Origin of the sequence: Bordetella sp. (assembly GCF_051960075.1) — a bacterium.
GTDB lineage: Bacteria > Pseudomonadota > Gammaproteobacteria > Burkholderiales > Burkholderiaceae_B > Bordetella.
On sequence record NZ_JBQCER010000090.1, the window covers coordinates 1 to 19,548 of the forward strand.

The following is a 19,548-nucleotide window of genomic DNA, read 5'->3' on the forward strand; positions in this document are numbered from 1 at the left end:
GGCCGAGCCGCCGCGCACCGCCACCTCCGAGGCGCTGGCCGCCAGCTGGTTGGCCTGGCGCGCGTTCTCGGCGTTCTGCTTGACCGTCGAGGCCAGTTGCTCCATCGATGCGGCCGTCTCTTGCAGCGAGGCGGCCTGCTGTTCGGTGCGCGAAGACAAATCCGCGTTGCCGGCAGCGATCTCGCCGGAAGCCGACGAGATGTGATGCACGCTTTCATGCACTTCGGAAACCAGATGGCGCAGCGATTCGATCTTCTGCCGCAGGCCGCCCATGACGCTGCCCGGCGGGACCGATGCGGGCAGCGTCACGTCCAGGCGGCCCTGGGCCACATGGGCAATGGCCTCATGAGCCATCGAAGGCTCGCCGCCCACCTGTCGCAGCACCGAGCGGGCCACGATGCTGCCCAGTCCGCCCACGACAATCAGGGCAATGATCAGCACGATCAGGTCATCGACGATCTGGCGCATGACCAGGCTGTCGATGTCGTCGATATATAGGCCCGAACCTACCATCCAGTTCCAGCCGTCGACCTTCATCACATATTGCAGCTTGGGCGACAGCGTTTTTGCGCCGGGTTTGGGGAATTTGTCCTCGAGAAAGGTCTCGCCGTGCGGACTGGCCTTGAGCGCATCGGCCAGGCTCATGATGAGGTCGTTGCCGTCGCCGTCCTTGATCTTGCCGGCCATGTTCTGGCCGATCCATTGGGGCATGATCGGATGCATGACGGCCACGCCGTCCAGCGTCCAGATGTAGAAGTAGTTTTCCTTGCCGTCCGCGCCGCCGTAGCGGGCCGCCATCAACGCCGCGGCGGCCTCTTTCTGCGCCTGCGCCACCGGCATGGCGCCGCTGTCCGCCTTGGCTTTGTAGCCGGCGACGATGCTGTAGGCCGACTGCACCGCCGTGGCGAGCACCTGATGACGCGATTCCAGGATGAGATTGCGGGTCTTGTAGGCGCTCAGGCCCATCACGATGGTGATGGCGAGCAGCGCCGCGACCACCAGCAGGACGATTTTGTTTTTGAACGTCATTCGATTGAGCATGATGGCTTGAGGCCTCGCGCAAGGAACACAGGGCCGGCCGGTTGCGGGCCGGGCAGGGGTTTAGCGTATTCCTTGGCGGATCGCCGAGTCTTTGCGAAAAACGCGGCTTTTCGGCCGATCTACCGAGAATTGGCCGATATTTGCCGCGCCGCAGCATGATATCGCTGCATCTATTCGATATTTTGCGCCTGCTCGCGCATCTGTTCGATCAGCAGCTTCAGATCCATGGCCGCGCGTGTGACTTCCAGGCTGCCGGCCTTGGAGCCGAGCGTGTTGGCCTCACGATTCATTTCCTGGAAAAGGAAATCCAGCCGTTTGCCGGCGCTGCCGTTGGCGCGCTTGCCGGTCGGCTTGCCTTTGCCGTCGGACAGCAAGTGCTGCAGTTCTTCGAGGTGCGAGCGCAGGCGTGAAAGCTCTTCGGCCACATCGATGCGCAGCGCAAAAAGCGTAGCCTCCTGCGCCAGCCGCTCGGACAGTTCCGCCCCGCTGATGTGGGCGAAGCCGCCCGGCGCTGCGGCATCTACCGACTCGCGCAGCTTGGCGGCCAGCTTTTCTTTGTGTTCGGCCAATAGCCGCGGCAACAGGACCTCGACGTCGGCGACGATGCGCGCGACGCCGTCAGCGCATTCGCGCATCATGCCGGCCAGGCGCGCGCCCTCCCGGGAGCGTGCTTCCTGCATCTGGTCCAGGGCCTGTTTGGCCGCCTGCATGCAGGCGGCGCTCCAGGCCTGGGGATCGAGCGCGTCGTTGCCGCGCTGCCCGGGCCAGTTGTAGAGCTCGACCAGGCGCGGAGCGGTCACGTCGGGCATGGCCTGCCGCGCGACGTTGAGCTGCTCGGCAAGGCGATCGAGCCAGGCGGAATCGAGCGAGGGCAGCTCGGTGCCGGCATGGCGCGTGTAGGACACGCGCACCTCGACCTTGCCGCGTTCAAGGCTGGCGGTAAGCAGTTCGCGCAGCGGCGTCTCGATGTGGCGCAATTCATCGGGCAGGCGAAAGTACAGGTCCAGATAACGGCTGTTCACGCTGCGCAATTCCAGCGCAATCGAGCCCGAGTCGAGGTCGGATCGGGCGTTGCCGAAAGCAGTCATGCTGCGGATCATGTAGGGCGTCCTGAGAGAGTGTGTCCGGTCGAGGATACCACCTGAGCCTTTTGTGCCGCCGGGTCGCACCGGGGCGAAACGCTCGCGTGGGGCCCTTACAATCCAGGCTGTACGATGCCTTTGCATCTCAACCTTTCAGGAACCCCAGTGACGACCACGATTTCCCGCCCTTCGGGCCGCCAGGCCGACGAACTGCGTTCTTTCTCCCTGGAGCGCGGCTATACCCGCTACGCCGAAGGTTCGGTGCTGGTCAAGGCAGGCCATACCCATGTGCTTTGCACCGCCAGCGTGCTCGACAAGGTGCCGCCCTTTCTGAAAGGCCAGGGGCAGGGCTGGGTCACGGCCGAGTACGGCATGTTGCCGCGCGCGACACATACTCGCGGCGACCGCGAAGCGGCCAAAGGCAAGCAGAGCGGCCGCACTCAGGAGATTCAGCGCCTGATCGGCCGCAGTCTGCGCGCCGTCATCGATCTGAAAGCGTTGGGAGAACGCACCTTGCACCTGGACTGCGACGTGCTGCAGGCCGACGGCGGTACGCGCTGCGCCAGCATCACCGGCGCATGGGTGGCCGCGTCCGACGCGGTGGCGCTGCTGATGAAGCGGGGCGATCTGCAGGCCAGTCCCTTGCGCGACCATGTCGCGGCCGTCTCGGTCGGCCTGGTCGAAGGCCAGCCCGTGCTGGATCTGGACTATCAGGAAGATTCGGCCTGCCAGGCCGACGTCAATGTGGTCATGACCGGCAGCGGCGCCTTCGTGGAAGTGCAGGGCACCGGCGAGGAAGCCACTTTCACGCGTGCCCAGCTCGATGCCATGCTGAGCCTGGCCGAGATCGGCACCGCGCGGCTGGTGGCCGCGCAGAGGGCCGCGCTGACCTGACGTGACGGGGCGATCACGCGCAGTGTCAAAAAACTGCCAAGCTTGATTTCTACAATTCCTGGCGTTGACACGGCCGCGTAACGCGGATCCTCTCTTTGCCGGGTAGTAGAAAATGCACAAAGCTCTAAAGGTAAGCACGACACTGTCGCTCGCGTTGCTGGTGTTCGTCGTCTGTTTTGCAATGGCCGCTGCGGCAGCGATCTTCATCCTGCATGGCGACAGGCAAACCATCGAACTCCTGGGCAAAGCCAATATCGAGCGCGCCAACGACCTGAGCGATCTGAGCAGCCGCCTGTTCCTTGCGCGTGCCGATCTGGCCGACGCCAAAATATATATGGAAAGCGGCCTGCAGGAACCGCGCGACGCCGCGCTCAAGCACGCCGACGCTTTGCTCGCCGGAGCCCGCGAAAGCAGCAAGCGTCTGATCGAAAATGCCGATAACGATCCGCAGGGCCACGCGCTGTTCGAGCGCGTCATGGCGAGCGCAAAAATTCTGAACGAACAGGTTTTGACCCCATTGCACAAGGCCGTCGGCGGCTGGAACGGCGTGGTGGCCAACCGCATCGTAAGCCAGCAATTGGTCGGCGGCATCCAGCATTACGTCGATGCCGTCAGCGCCTATCAGGCCTATGCCCGCGCGCAGGGCCTCGATGCCGTGGCCCGGAGCAGCCGCGCGCAGTCGCACGCGATGGCTGCCGCCCTGGGTGCGTTGGTGCTGATCGCCTTGCTGGCCGTGGTCATCCGTGTCACCTTCCATCGGTCGATACTCAGGCCGCTGAACGAAGCCGGCCAGCATTTCGACCGTATTGCCGACGGCGACCTGACGGGCGCGCTGGCCCAGCGCAGCAAGAACGAGGTCGGTGTGCTCTATGCGGCCATGGCGCGCATGCAAGCCGGCCTGAGCCAGGCGGTCGCCGCGGTACGCCACGGCGTCGAGGGCATACACGCCGGCACCGTCGATATTGCCGAAGCCGGCAACGATGTGTCGGCACGCAGCGGCCGGCAGGCGGGCGCCTTGCAGGAATCTTGCGCAAGCCTGGCGCTATTGGCCGACACGGTCACGAGCAATGCGCAAGAAGCCGGCAAGGCCAGCCACCAGATGCAGGAGGTCGCCGCCCTGGCGCGCCAGGGCGGCCAAGCCGTCGAGGCTGCCGTAACCAGCATGCAGGACATCGCCATCGCGTCGAACCGAATCGCCGAAATCGTCGCAGTTGTCGACGGCATCGCGTTCCAGACCAATCTGCTGGCCTTGAACGCCGCGGTCGAGGCCGCTCGCGCCGGCCCTCAGGGCAAAGGCTTCGCCGTCGTGGCGGGCGAGGTGCGGACGCTGGCGCAGCGCAGCGCCCAGGCCGCCCAGGAAATCAAGAAACTCATCAGCGACGCCAGGGAACGCGTCGACGCGGGCGTGCGCGAAGTCGGCCGGGCCGGTTCGACTATCGGCCGCGTCGTCCAGTCGGTCGACGGGATCACGCATATCATGTCGCAGATTTCTCAGGCCAGCCTGCACCAGGCTGACGACCTGGCCACGATCAACCGAACCGTGGAAGCGCTGGGACGCAGCACGCAGGAAGACTCGGTCATGGTGGAGCGTACGGCCAGCCAGGCCGAAGAGCTGGCTGGCCTGGCCCAGAGTCTGCGCAACGCCGTGGCAGCGTTCAAACTCGAAGAGAGCCACGCCAGCGAGCCCGAGCGTCTATCGGCGTCGCCGCGCGGCGCCTACCTGGCGTTGGCAGCGGGCGCGGAATCGTCCACCAGCAACGAGGCGCGCTCGTTCTTGACGCGCCGCTTCAGTTCGGCGACGGCGGCCGCGACATCCTGAGGTTCGGCGCCCTCGCACTGCCTCGGCTGCACCACGAGGGCCGCCGCGCCCAGCGTGACGAAAGGGAAGAAGCGCGGTACGCCGTAACGGTCCTGCAATTCGATTCCGCCCTGGCCGCGATCGTGCTCATCGTAGAGGTCAATGGCGCGCTGGTTGAATTCCGCGATCAAGCGTTCGAGACGGGCACGCCAGTCGTCGCTGCGCATCAGCATGACGAAATCGTCGCCGCCTACATGGCCGACGAAATCCTGCTGCACATCGCAATGCCGCTTGATGATTTCGGCGCAAAGCTGAATGACTTCATCGCCGCGCCAGTAGCCGTACATGTCGTTGAAGGATTTGAAGTGATTCAAGTCGCCATAGCAGGCGATGAAGCACTCGGAGCCGGACATGAGCTGCTGCATCTGGCGCTTGATGGGTATATTGCCGGGCAGTGCGGTCAGCGGGTTGGCGTAGCGCGCGGTCTCCAGGCGCAGCTCGGTCACCGCGCGCACCAGGGATTCGCCCGTGCCCAGGCCGGCATAGCGGCCTTCCCGGGTGATGATGAACCCGTCGCGCAGATAGCGCTGGTCCTCCGACGCGAGCACCGGGGCCAGTCTGTCGATGGGCGTACCCGCGTCGAGCATGACGGGACGGGAACTCATGAACGTCGTGCAGGGATCGCGGCCGAAAAGATCGCGGGTATAGCGCATGGCGTATTTTTCGGAAAACGTGTGCCGATTGATGAGGCCGACGGGACGCCGGTCCTGATCCAGCACGGCGACCGAATGCAGCTCGGGAAAATCCTGGAACATCCTGTCGATGTCGTCATTGGTGTGATGTTCCGGCTGCACGGACACGGCTTCGATGAGCAGTGTCTCGACCGTGCCGCTCTCGGCCAGTACACGCCGCGAGCGATCCACCCGCAGGAGCGCCAGGACCGGTTCAGGCAGTTCGATCTGCGGCTGCGGCTCGACCAGACCCAGTTGCCAGCCCTGGGCATAACGCATGCCCAGGTCGCGCACGGTGGCCAGGTCCGCGGCCGTCTCGATTCCCTCGGCCAGCAACGGCGTTCCCAGGGCCTGGGCGACCGACATGAGCGCCCTCATCAATTGCTGGCCCGAGACGCTGCTGCTGATGCCATGCAGAAAGTGCCGATCGATCTTGACCAGGTCCGGCTGCAGATTTACCCAGAGCTGCAAATTGGCGTTGCCTGTGCCGTAATCGTCCAGCGCCAGACCCACACCATGCTCGCGCAGGCATAGACGGGCCTGCAGCAGGCTGTCCATGTCGTTGCCCGCCGAGTCCTCCTCGGTCAGTTCAATGATCAGCGCGTCGGGCGGCATGCCGCTGTCCTCGAGCAGATGGCGGGCAAGCCCGGCGCCCCAGCGCCTCCAGCAGGTCAGCATCGTGTTGATCGACAGATTGAGCAGGAGCTTGCCGTGCACGCCGCTTTGCACGAATCCGCGCAGGCTGGCGCGTGCGCAAGCCAGTTCCAGTTCTACCAGGCGTCCCAGCTTGCGCGCCGTGCCGAACAGCGCCGCAGGCATATGCAATGGACTGTTGCCGGGGCCGCGAATGAGGCTTTCATAGCCCAGGATGCTGCCGTGGAACAGATCAGCGATGAGCTGATAATGCGGTTGCAATTGTCCGTCGCGGACAATGCGTTCAAACTCGGTGGCCAGGGTAAGCGGGGCGTCGACTTCGAACATGAAGGGATTGAATCCTGTATGCAGCTGCCGATTCTCTCCCGGATATATTGCCGATTTATGGCAGATACCCATCTCCCGCGGGGCTGGGCCGAGGCAAAAGCGCCCGGCCCTCGGCGCTTATACAATCCCGGGACATGAACGCCTTCAATCCCTCCTTGCGCCAGGTCGTCCTGGCCTCCGGCAACCCAGGCAAGCTGCGCGAGTTCTCCGCCTTGTTCGCTCCCCTGGGCATCGAACTCATCCCTCAATCCCGGTTCGGCGTGAGCGAGGCCGATGAGCCGTATTGCACCTTCGTGGAAAACGCGCTGACCAAGGCTCGGCATGCCAGTCGCCATACCGGCCTGCCGGCCCTGGCCGACGACTCGGGCTTGTGCGTTGCAGCGCTGGGCGGTGCACCCGGCGTTTATTCCGCTCGCTATGCGCAGCGCCAGCAAGGCGGCGACAAGAACGATGCGGCCAACAACGCGCTGCTGGTGCGCGAACTGGCCGGCCATACCGACCGCCGCGCATGGTATGTGGCGCTGCTGGTGTTGGTGCGGGCACAGGACGACCCTCAACCGCTGATAGGCGAGGGCGTCTGGCACGGCGAGATCATCGACGCGCCGCAAGGCGATCACGGCTTCGGCTACGACCCGCACTTTTACCTGCCCGAGCAGGGCATGACCGCGGCCGCCATGCCGCCCGAGCTGAAAAACAGCGTCAGCCACCGCGCCCGCGCGCTGAACGAACTGTTGACCAAGCTGCGCAATTTCTAGGCGGATGGCAGTGGCCCGAACTCTCATTCTGCAGCCCGACGGCCGCCTGACGCAGCAGCACCGCACCGCGCTCACCAGCCTGCCGCCGCTGTCGGTCTACGTCCATGTGCCCTGGTGCGTGCGCAAATGCCCATACTGCGATTTCAATTCGCACGCGGCCAGCGATATTCCCGAGCGCGCCTATCTGGACGCTCTGCGCGCCGACCTCGAACAGGCGTTGCCGTCGGTGTGGGGACGCCAGGTGATTTCCGTCTTCATCGGCGGCGGCACCCCCAGCCTGTTGTCGGCGGCCGGCCTGGACGAACTGCTCGCCACGCTGCGCTCGCATCTGCGCCTGCTGCCCGACGCCGAGATCACCATGGAAGCCAACCCCGGCACTGCGGAGGCCGGGCGTTTCCGCGACTATGCGGCCAGCGGCGTGACGCGCCTGTCACTGGGCATCCAGAGCTTCGACGACGCGCAATTGCAAAAGCTCGGCCGCATTCACGATGCCAGGCAGGCCAGGGCGGCGATAGGCATGGCGCAAGAGGCTGTGAGCCGCGTCAACCTGGACCTGATGTTCGCGTTGCCGGGCCAGACGCTCGACGCCTGCCTGGCCGACGTGCGCGAGGCCCTGTCCTTCGGCACCGAGCATCTGTCGCTTTATCACCTGACGATGGAGCCCAACACCGTTTTCGCCAAATATCCGCCGCAGGACCTGCCCGACGACGACACGTCGGCCGCCATGCAGGACGCCGTGGAAAGCGAGCTCGCGGCCGCCGGCCTGCAGCGCTACGAGGTCTCGGCCTACGCCAGGCCCGGCGCGCGCTGCAAGCACAATCTCAATTACTGGGAATTTGGCGACTATCTGGGCCTGGGGCCCGGTGCGCACGGCAAGATTTCCTTCCACGACCGCATTGTGCGCGAGGCACGCGCGCGTCAGCCCGAATCCTGGATGGACCGGGCCGGGCGGGGCGACGGCAGCCACATTGCCGAGACCCGCTCGCTGGCGGCATCGGACTTGCCTTTCGAGTTCATGCTCAATGCCTTGCGATTGCGCGAAGGCGTGGCGGCCAGTCTCTTTGCCGAGCGCACTGGCCTGTCGCTGGCGGCGGTTGCGCACCAACTGGAAGCAGCCGTATCCCGCGGCCTGCTCGTTACCGATCCGACCCGTTTGCAGGCAAGCGCTCTGGGATGGCGCTTCCTGAATGACCTGCAGGAACTCTTTTTGTCGGAATAGATGCACTATTATGGTGCTCATTGCACTATAAAATGCACCATGATTGAGCATATTGCTCCGACCTTACACCCCGCCTCGGGAATACCCCGAAATTTCAGGCTGGCACGCATATTGCTTAAGTTGTGGTCAGTCGGGCGGATATCCCCGCGACACCTAAATACTTCTGGAGATGACATGGCAAGCCCCAAAGATGTTCTGAAGATGATTGCTGACAACGACGTCAAATTCGTCGACTTCCGCTTTACCGACACCATCGGTAAAGAGCAGCACGTTTCGGTTCCCGTTTCGGCCATCGACGAAGACAAGCTTGTCACCGGGCAGGCCTTCGACGGCTCGTCGATCGCCGGCTGGAAGGGCATCGAGGCTTCGGACATGATGCTCGCTCCCGACCTGGACACCGCCAACCTGGATCCGTTCCGCGAAGAGCCCACCCTCATCCTGACCTGCGATGTGATCGAGCCGTCCGACGGCAAGGGCTACGAGCGCGATCCCCGCTCCCTGGCTCGCCGCGCCGAAGCCTACTTGAAGTCCTCGGGCCTGGGCGACACCGCCTACTTCGGTCCTGAACCCGAATTCTTCGTCTTCGACAGCGTCAAGTGGGGCGAAGACATGTCGGGCTGCTTCCTCAAGGTCAACTCCGAAGAAGCGCCCTGGTCCACCGGCCTGGATTTCGAAGGCGGCAACCTGGGTCACCGTCCCAAAGTCAAGGGCGGCTATTTCCCCGTGCCCCCGGTCGATTCCTTCCAGGACCTGCGCTCGGAAATGTGCCTGGTGCTCGAAGCCATGGGCGTTCCCGTCGAAGTGCATCACCACGAAGTGGCTGCTCCCGGCCAGCTGGAGATCGGCACCAAGTTCAGCACGCTGGTCAAGCGCGCCGACTGGAACCAGGTCCTGAAGTACGTCGTCCATAACGTCGCGCACGCCTACGGCAAGACCGCCACCTTCATGCCCAAGCCCATCGTCGGCGACAACGGTTCGGGCATGCACGTGCACCAGTCCATCTGGAAAGACGGCGAGAACCTGTTCGCCGGCAACGGTTATGCCGGTCTGTCCGAGTTCGCGCTCTACTACATCGGCGGCATCATCAAGCACGCCCGCGCCCTGAACGCCATCACCAACCCGACGACCAACTCGTACAAGCGCCTGGTGCCGCACTTCGAAGCCCCGGTCAAGCTGGCCTACTCGTCGCGCAACCGCTCGGCTTCGATCCGCATCCCGCACGTGCCCAGCCCCAAGGCACGCCGCATCGAAGCCCGCTTCCCCGATCCCATGGCCAACCCCTACCTGGCTTTCTCGGCGCTGATGATGGCCGGCCTGGATGGCGTGCAGAACAAGATCCACCCGGGCGATCCCGCGACCAAGAACCTGTACGACCTGCCCCCGGAAGAAGACGCGCAAATCCCGACCGTGTGCTCGTCGCTCGACCAGGCTCTGGAAGCGCTGGACAAAGACCGCGAGTTCCTGACCCGCGGCGGCGTGTTCACCAACAGCATGATCGATGCCTACATCGCGCTCAAGGAAGCCGATGTGCAGCGTCTGCGCACGGTGACGCATCCGATCGAGTTCGACATGTACTACAGCCTGTAATACGTGTCTCGCGGCAGCACGGCTTTTTCGACTATGAATACGGACGCCTTCGACCTGCTTGCAACGTCCGTCTTTCTTCTGGACGCCCAGGGTCACATCGAATATGCCAATGCCGCCGCCGAAGACCTGTTCGGCAGATCCCGCAAGCAATTGCGGGGTCTGCCGGCCGATCGGCTTTTTGACGATCCGCAATCGCTGCAAACATCGATAGAGCACGCTGCGGCCGGCATCTTCGCCGACGCGCGCCAGCTATCGTCGTTGCGACGAGGGCATGAATCGATCGAGGTTTCCGTCACCACGGTGGCGCTGTCGGGCCAAGCCTGGCCGGTCCTCATCGAAACCCGTGAAATCGAACAGCGCACCGTGGCCGACCGCGGCCAGCGTCTGGTCGAAGAAATCGAGTCCCAGCGCGAGCTGCTGCGCAACCTGGCCCACGAGGTGAAGAATCCCTTGGGCGGACTGCGCGGCGCGGCGCAACTACTGGAGGCCGAGCTGCCCAGCCCGGCCCTGGCCGAATATACACAAGTCATCATTTCCGAGGCGGATCGCCTGCAGGTGCTGGTCGACCGTTTGAGCGGTCCCAAGCGTCAGCCGCTGGATGCCAAGCCGGTCAATATCCATGAGATCTGCGAGCGCGTCTGCGCCCTGATCCAGGCCGAGTTCCGCGAACGCGTGGCGCTGCAGCGCGACTACGACGCGTCCGCGCCCGACCTGCAGGGGGACGCCGCACGGCTCATGCAGGCCGTGCTGAACGTGGCGCGCAATGCCGCGCAAGAACTGGTGCTGCAAAATGATGCAGACGGCGCGCCGCCGCCGCAGATCGTCTTGCGCACTCGCGTGGCGCGACAGGTCGTGCTGGCGCATCGACGCCACCGTCTGGCAATGGTGCTGTCCATCATCGACAACGGTCCGGGCGTGCCCGAACACATCCGCGACCGGATCTTCCACCCGCTGGTCACCGCGCGGCCCGGCGGCACAGGTCTTGGCCTGAGCCTGGCCCAGGATTTCGTGCGGCAGCACGGCGGTCTTATCGAGTTCGAATCGCGTCCGCGCCACACCGAATTCCGCCTGATCCTCCCCATGGAGCAAACGCATTGATGTGTACCCTCGCGCTCACCCGGTTCGCGGTCTTTGAAGGGCGCCGCGGCCTGCTTCGGGCAGTCGTGCGGAGGCATGCATGAAACCTGTCTGGATAGTCGACGACGACCAGTCCATACGCTGGGTGCTGGAGAAGGCCCTGGCGCGGGCGGGCATGTCCACCCGCAGCTTTTATCAGGCCGCCGACGTCATTGAAGCCCTGGGCCGCGACACGCCCGCGGTGCTGGTGTCCGATATCCGCATGCCGGGCGGCAACGGCCTGGACCTGCTGCGCCAGATCAAGGAACGCCATCCCTCCTTGCCGGTGATCGTCATGACGGCCTACGCCGACCTGGACAGTACCGTGGCGGCCTTTCAGGGCGGCGCCTTCGATTATCTGGCCAAGCCCTTCGACGTGAACGAAGCGGTGGAGCTGATCCAGCGCGCCCTGAAAGAAGCCGCGCCGCAGGAAGACCCCGACGCCGAAATCAGCCTGCCCGATGGCGAACGCATGATGACGCAGTCGTCCTCGCCCGCCATGCAAGAGGTATTCCGCGCCATCGGACGCCTGGCCCAATCCAAAGTCTCGGTGCTCATCACGGGCGATTCGGGCACGGGCAAGGAACTCGTGGCGCGAGCCCTGCACAGCCACGGTTCGCGCGCCGGCGGCCCCTTCGTCGCCCTCAATGCCGCAGCCATTCCGCGCGATCTGCTCGAAGCCGAACTCTTCGGCCACGAGCGCGGCGCCTTTACCGGTGCCAACACGCTGCGCCGCGGCCGCTTCGAAGAGGCGAACGGCGGCACGCTGTTTCTGGACGAAATCGGCGACATGCCCATCGAGCTGCAGACACGCCTGCTGCGCGTACTGGCCGAGGGCAGTTTCTACCGAGTCGGCGGCTCTCAGCCGGTGCGCGTGGACGTGCGCATCGTCGCGGCCACCCATCAGCCGCTCGAGCAGCGCGTCGAACAGGGCTTGTTCCGCGAAGACCTGTTCCATCGCCTGAATGTGATCCGTCTGCGCCTGCCGCCGCTGCGCGAACGCACCGAAGACATCCCCGCGCTGGCCAACCACTTCCTGGCCAGCAGCGCCCGCGCCCTGGGCGTGCCGGTCAAGCGATTGACGCCCGCCGCCATCGCCGTGCTGACGCGCTTCGACTTTCCGGGCAACGTTCGTCAGCTGGAGAACTTCTGCCACTGGCTCACCGTCATGGCTCCCGGCCAGACCATAGACCGCAACGACCTGCCGCCCGAGATCCGCATGATGGAGCGCGGCGGCGGCGTAACGGATGCCGTCGCAAGGGCGCCGGCGCCGGCTTCGGCTGCCCGTGCCGCGCCGCCGGCTGACGCCGGTGCCGAGGCGCAGTCCTGGGAGCACGCTCTGATGCAGGATGCGAGGCGGCGCCTCGATCGCGGCGAGCCAGCCATCATGACTACGCTCACGCGCCAGTTCGAAAAGATCTTGCTGCAAAGCGCGCTGGATGCCAGCCGCGGCCGCCGCGTCGAGGCGGCCTCGCGGCTGGGCATAGGCCGCAACACCATCACGCGCAAGCTGCGCGAGCTCGGCATCGAGGACGAATAAGCGGCAAGTTATCGGGTCGCGGTCTTACTTTTAATTGGCTGGCTGACCAGCCTGACGCGCTGCGCGCGCTCGGGCAACGGAAGAATGCGAGGGATCAGGTTCTCGGACTTGAATACCCAGTGGGCCAGGGCTCCCAGCACATGCAGACCTACCAACAGGGCGAGGGTGTAAGCGGTCAGCGCATGCAGCTGTCCCAGCCAGTAGGCGAACTCGTGGCTCCTGGGCATGAGTATAGGCAGCGAAAAAAGGCCGAAAACATCGACTGGCCGACCGGCGGCGTTGGTCTTTAGCCATCCTAGCAGCGGAATGGCAAGCATCAGCGCATAGAGCAAAAAGTGCGTGGCTTTTTCGACCTTGTATGCCGGCGTACCTGCCGAGTTGACCGACGCGGGCAACCGGCGATTCAGGCGGATTCTGTTGAGCAGACGGATCGCCGCCAACCCAAGCACAAGAACGCCGAGCGATCGGTGCAAGGCAAGCAGTTGTTCCTGGTCTTCGAGCACCCAGCCGATGGCGAAATTGGCGATCAGCGCGATGGCTAGCAGCCAATGCAGCAGGCTGACCGAAAGTGGATAGCGAGAAACGGTTTTCATAAAACGTAGCTCCTGTTTGAACGCCTGTCCCGGCCGATCAGCTCAGCAGATGGTGATAGTGGTTTCGCGTTCTGATGACTTGCTGCAATTCGCGCTTGGCGGCGGCCATGTCGCCGGCTTTGATTGCCTGGTCGACTTTGCTCAAATCTTGTCGCAATGCCTTCATGCCCTGGTTGTATGTACCCTGGTCGTAGCCATAGTGCTGCTGGCTCGCTTGCTGGGCGTCGCGTTCAAGCCTGCTTACGTAGCGGGTCAGTTGCGGCATCGTGGTGCTCGACATCGCGCCGCTCATGGCTTGATTCATATCGCGCATCAGATTCCTGATTTCCCCGGCGTGGGCGAGCGGCGCGGCGGCGAGCAGGCCGGCGCAAGCGATCGCGCGCACAGCGGACAGCAGCCGAAATTTGATCATTTGAAGGTGCTCCTACAGGGTTATTCAACGCTGCAAGTTTAGGAACCGCACATTAACGAAATCTTAAGAACGAACAATATTTCGGACGCCCTTGATAGGCGTCGGATCCACCGGTTATTGTTGCTGCGATAGTGCTTTTGGGAATTGACGCGATGCGTGTATTACTCGTCGAAGACGACAGACTGATCGGCAGCGGAGTCGAAGACGGACTGACCGAGGCAGGCATGACGGTCGACTGGGCTTACGACGGCAAACAGGCGCAACTGGCGATGACCACCACGCCGTACGACCTGGTCATACTCGATCTCGGGTTGCCGCATATTTCCGGCACCGAACTGCTCGACTGGATACGCAGGCGCAACGATCACACGCCGGTGCTCGTCATGACCGCGCGCGACGCCGTCGCCGATAGAGTGAGCGGCTTGAGCGCCGGTGCGGACGACTATGTCGGCAAGCCGTTCGACCTGACCGAGTTGATCGCCCGCTGCCGCGCGCTCGTGCGGCGCTCGCAGGGGCGCAGCACCGATACGATCGAATACGACGGGATGATCATCGACCCCGATCGTCTTACGGTTATGCGCGGAAGCGAACGCATCGGGCTTACCGCGCGCGAGTGCGCGCTACTGGTCGAGCTCCTGGGCAGCCAGGGTCGTCCTCTTTCCCGCGCCCGTCTTCAAGACAGCCTTTACGGCTGGAACGAGGAGATCGAAAGCAACGCCATCGAGGTCCATGTCTCGAACCTGCGCAAGAAGCTGGGCTCAAGGCTGATCCGCACCATCCGCGGCATCGGCTATGTGATCGAGGTGCCGGTGCAATGAGGTCGATCCGGCAGCGGTTGACGTTGATCGTGCTATCCCTCGTGGTAGCGGTCTGGTTGTACTCGCTGTATTCCAGCTATAACCAGGCGCTGCACGAAGCCGAGGAGTGGGACAACGCCCGCGTCGAGCAGGTCGCCCGCGCGCTGCTCGTGCTGGACCTCGACGATTTGCCGTTGTTCGTGCAGGCAAGCCTTCCCCCGCCGGACGAAGACGAAGACAACGATCGGCCCAAGCCGCTGCTGTACGAGGTCATGTCCACCGATGGAAAAATACTGGCCGCCAGTCCCGGCCTCCCGGCGTTTGCGCTCTCGGGGCCGCCTGCGGCCGGCGACGGCTCGCAAGAGCATATGAGGTGGTATGTCTACACGACAGGAGACCCTGCGCATGGCCGCATTGTGCGCATTTTCGAGCGGCGCTCGCATCGATCCGATCTATCGGCCGTAAGCGCCAAGCGAGTCGCGCGCCCGCTTCTGCTATCGCTGCCTGTGCTGGCGCTCTTGATCTGGATTGCCATCGGCAGGAATCTCGCGCCCCTGCGCACGGTATCCGAGGCCATCGAGGCACAGTCGTCCGACAGTCTCGAAGCCATCGAGATCGGAAAAATCCCCGATGAGATCCGGCCGTTGGTGGCTGCGCTCAACAAGCTGCTGCAGCGCTTGCGCCAGTCGCTCGACCGCGAACGTGCTTTTACGGCCGATGCGGCACACGAACTCAAGACGCCGCTTTCCGCAATCAAAGTCCAGGCTCAGGTCGCGCTCACTGCACGAGATCCGGAGCGTCGGCAGCGGGCGATGCAGCGCGTGGTGGACGCCGTCGACCGCAGCACCCATCTGGCCGATCAGCTACTGGCGCTGGCGCGGTTGGAGGAAAGCACGCCGCTGCCGAGTTCCTGGGTAGACCTCGAGCAGACGGCCAGGGACTGCCTTGCAGATCACCGCGCCAATGCGGATCGCAAGCAGATGTCGCTGGCGCTGCGATGCGAAGGGCAGGCCACGGTGCACGCGCCGCCCGCGCTGGTGCGCATTCTGTTCGACAACCTCGTCGACAACGCGATCAAATACGGCCGGACGGGAGGCCGGGTGGAAGTTGCCGCATCGGGCGCCGCCGGAACCGTGAACCTGGAAGTGAAAGACGACGGCCCGGGTGTCGCCCAGCAAGATATGGCGCGCCTGAACGATCGCTTTTTTCGCGGCGCGGATCACACCGAAAAGGGCAGCGGCCTGGGGCTTTCCATCGTCGCGCGCATCGTGTCCCAATTGGGCGGAAAGCTGGAATATGCGTCAGGCATAGACGGCAGGGGTCTGGGGGTAAGCGTCAGGCTGCCCGTGTCGCTCCACGGGCAGCATTGACGACGGCTGCACTGATTCGCCGCCATGCCTCAACGGACGTCGCGGTATTCGCGGGTCAGCGGCCGTTTGAGAAACACCTCCGACCCGAAATTCAACGCATACCGCACCGCCGTCGTGACGAACCCCTCGTCTTCGAGCCTGCGCGCCGAAGTCCGCATCACCAACTTCAGATCGAACACGATCTTGCCTGCCTGCGCCAGGCGGCGGGCGATATTCGTATCTTCGCCGTAGAACGAAATTGTCGTATCGAACCCGCCGATGCGCAGCAGCGCCTCTTTGCTTGCGGCGAAATTTCCGCCGACCGCCATATAGTGCGTGAACCGATACATAGGCATGGCGAGCAGCAGCCAGTACAGCCGCACGAACAGCCGCTTGGCACGCGACAGCTCGTCGTATTCGTAAGGTCCGCTCACGCATACCACCTGGGAATCGCGTTCATAGGTGTCGAGTACGCGTCCGATCCAACCGGGCGGCATGCGCGTATCGGCATCGACATAAGCCAGGATCTCGCCGCGAGCGGCCTCCAGCCCGCATTGACGGGCGTGTGTCAAGCCTTTGCGGGGCTCGGCGACCACCCGCACGAATGGAAAGGTCGAGGCGATCTGCGCTGTGCGGTCGGTGCTCGCATTATCGACGACGACGATTTCAAACTCTCCGCGCGCTTCATTCGCTCGCAGTTCGGCCGACACCGACTCGAGGCAAGCGGGCAGATACGCTTCTTCGTTGTAGGCGGGGATGACGACGCTCAGCTTCATTCAAACGCTCCTTCTGTATTGTGTTGCCGGATTCCGTGCGCAGCGCCTTGCGCCGCATAGATCTGTTCCCATGCCGAAACTGTCTCGGCAAGACCGAAACGCCGGGCGATTGCCGTGGCGCGTTCGCCCATTTGCGCGCGCATCGAAGGCGTGCGCAGCATCGACAGCAGATGCGCCGCGAACTGCGCGGCGTCGCCGGGCTCGGCTAGCAGCCCCGCATCGTCGCCGATGTATTCGGGCAGCGCACGCCAGCGCGCGCCGACGGCGGCAAGCCCCGAGCTCATCGCCTGCAGCAGCACCATGCTTTGCGTTTCGGACGTGCTTGCGATCGCGAACACATCCGCCGCGCGGTAAGCATCGGCCAGCGCAGGTTTGTCGAGCGTGCCGAGAAACCGCACTTGCTGGCCGACGCCGAGTTCTTCCGCCAGCCGGGCGAGGCGAGGACGATCGCTGCCGTGGCCGGCCAAGGCGAATATCGCGTCGGGTATTTCCCGGGCGACGGACGCGAACGCGCGGATGAGCACGTCGATGTTCTTCTCGACGGCAAGTCGCCCCGCATAGAGAATTGTCGCGTCGGAAAAACCGAGGCGGCGCTTGAGCGCCTGCCGCTCGCCGGCATTGCCTGGCCGAAATAACACGGTGTCGATGGGGTTCGACACCACACGGGCCGGCTTGCGCAGGCCGTAGACCCGCATTTCATCGATTACCGAATGCGAGGGGCCGGTGACGAAGTCGCAACGGTTGTAATAGGCCGTGGCCGCCTTGACGCTGTAGCGCGCGAATTGGCGCGCGCCGATCGGCGCATACATGCTGAACTCGCCGATCGCCCAGTGATTGGTGCCCACCAGAGGCACGCCCAGGCGCCGCGCGGCGACCAGCGCTTCCCAGCCTGCGCCAAGGAATGTATGGGTATGCAACACATCGGGGCGCCAGTCTGCGAGTTCGCGCCAGCGCCGGCCCGTGGGCAGCAGAAGCCGCGACTGGCCGGTGGAACTCGGCACGGGCACCGAGAAAAGCCGCCGCACCTGCACGCGCTCGCCCAGGTCGATCTCCTGCACGGGCAGGCCGGCACGAAAATAGTCGCGCGGCGAAGCGCTCGGCGCGTAGACCATGATCTGGTGGCCGCGCTCGCCGAGCGCGCGGGCCGTCAGCATGATGGAATCCTGTATGCCGCCGAGTTCGGGGTAGAAGCTGTCGGTGAAGAAGGCGATGCGCATGATCTCAGGCCTCGGACAGGTCGAGCGTGAAATGCCGGCGCAAAAAAATGCCGGCGACGACACAGGCCAGCACGAGCGCCATGCAAGAGGCCAGCCAGATATATAAGTCGATGCGGTGATATGCCGCGCCGGCAACGTAGCCCAAAAGAACAAAGGCCGCCGACTTGGGCAGTGTGCCCAACAGGTTGTAGGCGAGAAAGCGCCGCAGCGGGATGCGCGCCGCGCCGGCTGCGAGCAGCACCAGAAAACCAGCGGCATGGGTGAGCTTTCCGATCAGGAGCGTTTTGCCCGCATGCCTGTGCAGATACCCCTGCAGCGCCGCCAGGCGCCGTTGCCGATCCTGACCGAGTACGCTGCGCCAGCGTCGCCCAGGCATGCTGCCGAAGCGTCCGGCGCTGTAATAAAGCAGATCCCCGACCAGGTCGCCGAGCACCACCGTCGCATAGACGCCGCCCGGTTCGAGCAGACCTTGAGAGGCGAGGAGGGCGCCGATCACTGTCGCGATCGGCCCCTCGAGCATCGATGCGGCGAACAGCGCCGCATAGCCGTAGCTTGCAATGCCTGATGCGATCCAGTCGAGCGATGTCATGGTTTCTCTCCCTTGCCCGGCATGCGCTACACCGGTGTGCGACCGGGCCGGTGCCAACCGGGGCGACGCCGTGCGGTGCCGGGTTCGCCATGCCAGCTCAGGAGTTCGAAGCGGCCGTCGTCATATTCGACGACGCCCGAGCAGGACTCCACCCAGTCGCCGGTGTTGAGATAGCGGATTTCGCCGAGACGCTGATCGGACGGATGGTGGATGTGACCGCACACGATGCCTTGCGCGCCGTGCTGCTGCGCTTGCGCAATAAGATTGTCCTCGAAATGGCTGATGTAGTTGACGACGCGCTTGACCTTGTGCTTGGCCCAAGCGGCAAGCGACCAATGGCCAAGCCCCGCGTTGCGCCGAACCACGTTCAGGCCGGTATTGAGCGTGAGCAGCCCATGGTAGGCAAGATGCCCGGCGCATGCCAGCCAGGGCATGCGGTCCAGCACGGCGTCGAATTGGTCGCCGTGCGTAACGAGCAGCCGCTGCCCGTCGCCGGTTTCATGAATCGCGCTCAGCGCGATCTCGATGCTGCCCAGACCCAGGCCGGCATACTGCCGCAGCAGGCGGTCATGGTTGCCGGGGACGTAGACCACACGCGTGCCATCGTCCGCTTTGGCAAGCAGCTCTGCCATGACGATGCGATGCCGTTCGGCCCAACGACGCCGAGACGTCAGGCGTCGCCCTTCGATGATGTCGCCGACCAGAAAAATCGTGCCCGCGTCGTAGCGCCGCAGGAACTCCAGCAGCAACTCGGCCTGACAGCCTCGCGTACCCAAGTGCAGATCCGAAAGAAACAGGGTACGAACCCGAATCGGACGGGCCGCGCTCCCGGGCCGCGGTTGCTTGCGTAGCGAATCGAGAAGTACGTCTATGCCGCCGAGCTCTCGCACCGTGGCGCGGTATGACTGGGTCGTGCTGTTCAAATTCTCTGCACCTGATCGGTCGCGCGAGAAGCGTGCCATGATCGAAATCTCCCGTATTTTTTAAGCTTGGTTTTCTGCACCAGGGTCGGATGGGCGCGGAAAAAGCATAGGCCGCCGAAAATTAGGAGAACGTTAAGACCGCATCGCA

Annotated in this window: 18 protein-coding genes; 9 read left to right on the forward strand and 9 right to left on the reverse strand. The window is 64.1% G+C overall.

The window, feature by feature from the left end:
• The coding region (locus tag ACTHJ1_RS15215; RefSeq protein ID WP_440193839.1) for a cache domain-containing protein at positions 1-1,029 on the reverse strand (1,029 nt) is incomplete at its 3' end.
• Positions 1,030-1,211: 182 nt separating this feature from the next.
• Positions 1,212-2,141, reverse strand: a complete 930-nt coding sequence (locus ACTHJ1_RS15220; RefSeq protein ID WP_440193842.1) for a YicC/YloC family endoribonuclease — start codon at positions 2,139-2,141, stop codon at positions 1,212-1,214.
• Between the two features lie 114 nt (positions 2,142-2,255).
• On the opposite strand from ACTHJ1_RS15220, the gene rph reads away from it, so the two are divergent.
• Positions 2,256-3,017 carry a ribonuclease PH gene (gene rph, locus ACTHJ1_RS15225; RefSeq protein WP_440193845.1) on the forward strand — a complete coding sequence of 254 codons (762 nt, stop codon included), beginning with the start codon at positions 2,256-2,258 and terminating at the stop codon, positions 3,015-3,017.
• Positions 3,018-3,129: 112 nt separating this feature from the next.
• Entirely contained in the window at positions 3,130-4,836 is a 1,707-nt protein-coding gene (locus tag ACTHJ1_RS15230; RefSeq protein WP_440193848.1) for a methyl-accepting chemotaxis protein, read from the forward strand.
• On the opposite strand, the gene ACTHJ1_RS15235 is transcribed toward ACTHJ1_RS15230, so the two are convergent.
• Complete coding sequence (locus ACTHJ1_RS15235) at positions 4,734-6,527, reverse strand: EAL domain-containing protein (protein WP_440193851.1); 1,794 nt, start codon at positions 6,525-6,527, stop codon at positions 4,734-4,736. The two genes, ACTHJ1_RS15230 and ACTHJ1_RS15235, sit on opposite strands and share 103 nt — an antisense overlap.
• Positions 6,528-6,661: 134 nt before the next feature.
• On the opposite strand from ACTHJ1_RS15235, the gene rdgB reads away from it, so the two are divergent.
• The 5 genes from rdgB (at position 6,662) to ntrC (ending at position 12,744) form a co-directional block, all read left to right on the forward strand.
• Positions 6,662-7,282: an RdgB/HAM1 family non-canonical purine NTP pyrophosphatase gene (gene rdgB, locus ACTHJ1_RS15240; protein WP_440193854.1), complete on the forward strand. Its 621-nt coding sequence runs from the start codon at positions 6,662-6,664 to the stop codon at positions 7,280-7,282.
• A gap of 4 nt (positions 7,283-7,286) precedes the next feature.
• The gene (hemW, locus tag ACTHJ1_RS15245) at positions 7,287-8,501 is read left to right on the forward strand and encodes a radical SAM family heme chaperone HemW (RefSeq protein WP_440193857.1); all 1,215 of its coding nucleotides are present in this window, start codon (positions 7,287-7,289) and stop codon (positions 8,499-8,501) included.
• A gap of 174 nt (positions 8,502-8,675) precedes the next feature.
• Entirely contained in the window at positions 8,676-10,088 is a 1,413-nt protein-coding gene (gene glnA / locus ACTHJ1_RS15250; protein ID WP_440193859.1) for a type I glutamate--ammonia ligase, read from the forward strand.
• Between the two features lie 33 nt (positions 10,089-10,121).
• The gene (glnL, locus tag ACTHJ1_RS15255; RefSeq protein ID WP_440193861.1) at positions 10,122-11,186 is read left to right on the forward strand and encodes a nitrogen regulation protein NR(II); all 1,065 of its coding nucleotides are present in this window, start codon (positions 10,122-10,124) and stop codon (positions 11,184-11,186) included.
• A 79-nt stretch (positions 11,187-11,265) separates the two neighbouring features.
• Positions 11,266-12,744 carry a nitrogen regulation protein NR(I) gene (ntrC, locus tag ACTHJ1_RS15260; RefSeq protein ID WP_440193864.1) on the forward strand — a complete coding sequence of 493 codons (1,479 nt, stop codon included), beginning with the start codon at positions 11,266-11,268 and terminating at the stop codon, positions 12,742-12,744.
• An 8-nt stretch (positions 12,745-12,752) separates the two neighbouring features.
• Here ntrC and ACTHJ1_RS15265 read toward each other — a convergent pair whose 3' ends face one another.
• Positions 12,753-13,337 (reverse strand): cytochrome b, encoded by a 585-nt coding sequence (locus ACTHJ1_RS15265; RefSeq protein ID WP_440193867.1) that lies wholly within the window; start codon positions 13,335-13,337, stop codon positions 12,753-12,755.
• A gap of 37 nt (positions 13,338-13,374) precedes the next feature.
• A complete protein-coding gene (locus ACTHJ1_RS15270) occupies positions 13,375-13,749 on the reverse strand; it encodes a cytochrome b562 (RefSeq protein ID WP_440193870.1) in 375 nt (124 codons plus the stop codon).
• A 152-nt stretch (positions 13,750-13,901) separates the two neighbouring features.
• On the opposite strand from ACTHJ1_RS15270, the gene ACTHJ1_RS15275 reads away from it, so the two are divergent.
• A complete protein-coding gene (locus ACTHJ1_RS15275; protein ID WP_440193873.1) occupies positions 13,902-14,567 on the forward strand; it encodes a response regulator in 666 nt (221 codons plus the stop codon).
• Entirely contained in the window at positions 14,564-15,916 is a 1,353-nt protein-coding gene (locus tag ACTHJ1_RS15280; RefSeq protein ID WP_440193876.1) for an ATP-binding protein, read from the forward strand. Before ACTHJ1_RS15275 ends, ACTHJ1_RS15280 begins: the two co-directional genes overlap by 4 nt.
• A gap of 29 nt (positions 15,917-15,945) precedes the next feature.
• Here the strand turns inward: ACTHJ1_RS15280 and ACTHJ1_RS15285 are convergent, their stop codons facing one another.
• Genes ACTHJ1_RS15285 through ACTHJ1_RS15300 form a run of 4 tightly spaced genes read right to left on the reverse strand, consistent with a single transcriptional unit; the run spans position 15,946 to position 19,400 of the window.
• Complete coding sequence (locus tag ACTHJ1_RS15285) at positions 15,946-16,671, reverse strand: glycosyltransferase family 2 protein (RefSeq protein WP_440193879.1); 726 nt, start codon at positions 16,669-16,671, stop codon at positions 15,946-15,948.
• Positions 16,668-17,888: a glycosyltransferase gene (locus ACTHJ1_RS15290; RefSeq protein ID WP_440193882.1), complete on the reverse strand. Its 1,221-nt coding sequence runs from the start codon at positions 17,886-17,888 to the stop codon at positions 16,668-16,670. Before ACTHJ1_RS15290 ends, ACTHJ1_RS15285 begins: the two co-directional genes overlap by 4 nt.
• Before the next feature lie 4 nt (positions 17,889-17,892).
• Positions 17,893-18,477, reverse strand: coding sequence for a DedA family protein (locus ACTHJ1_RS15295; RefSeq protein WP_440193885.1), 585 nt, complete (start codon positions 18,475-18,477; stop codon positions 17,893-17,895).
• Between the two features lie 26 nt (positions 18,478-18,503).
• Complete coding sequence (locus ACTHJ1_RS15300) at positions 18,504-19,400, reverse strand: UDP-2,3-diacylglucosamine diphosphatase (protein WP_440193888.1); 897 nt, start codon at positions 19,398-19,400, stop codon at positions 18,504-18,506.
• Positions 19,401-19,548: the final 148 nt, after the last annotated feature.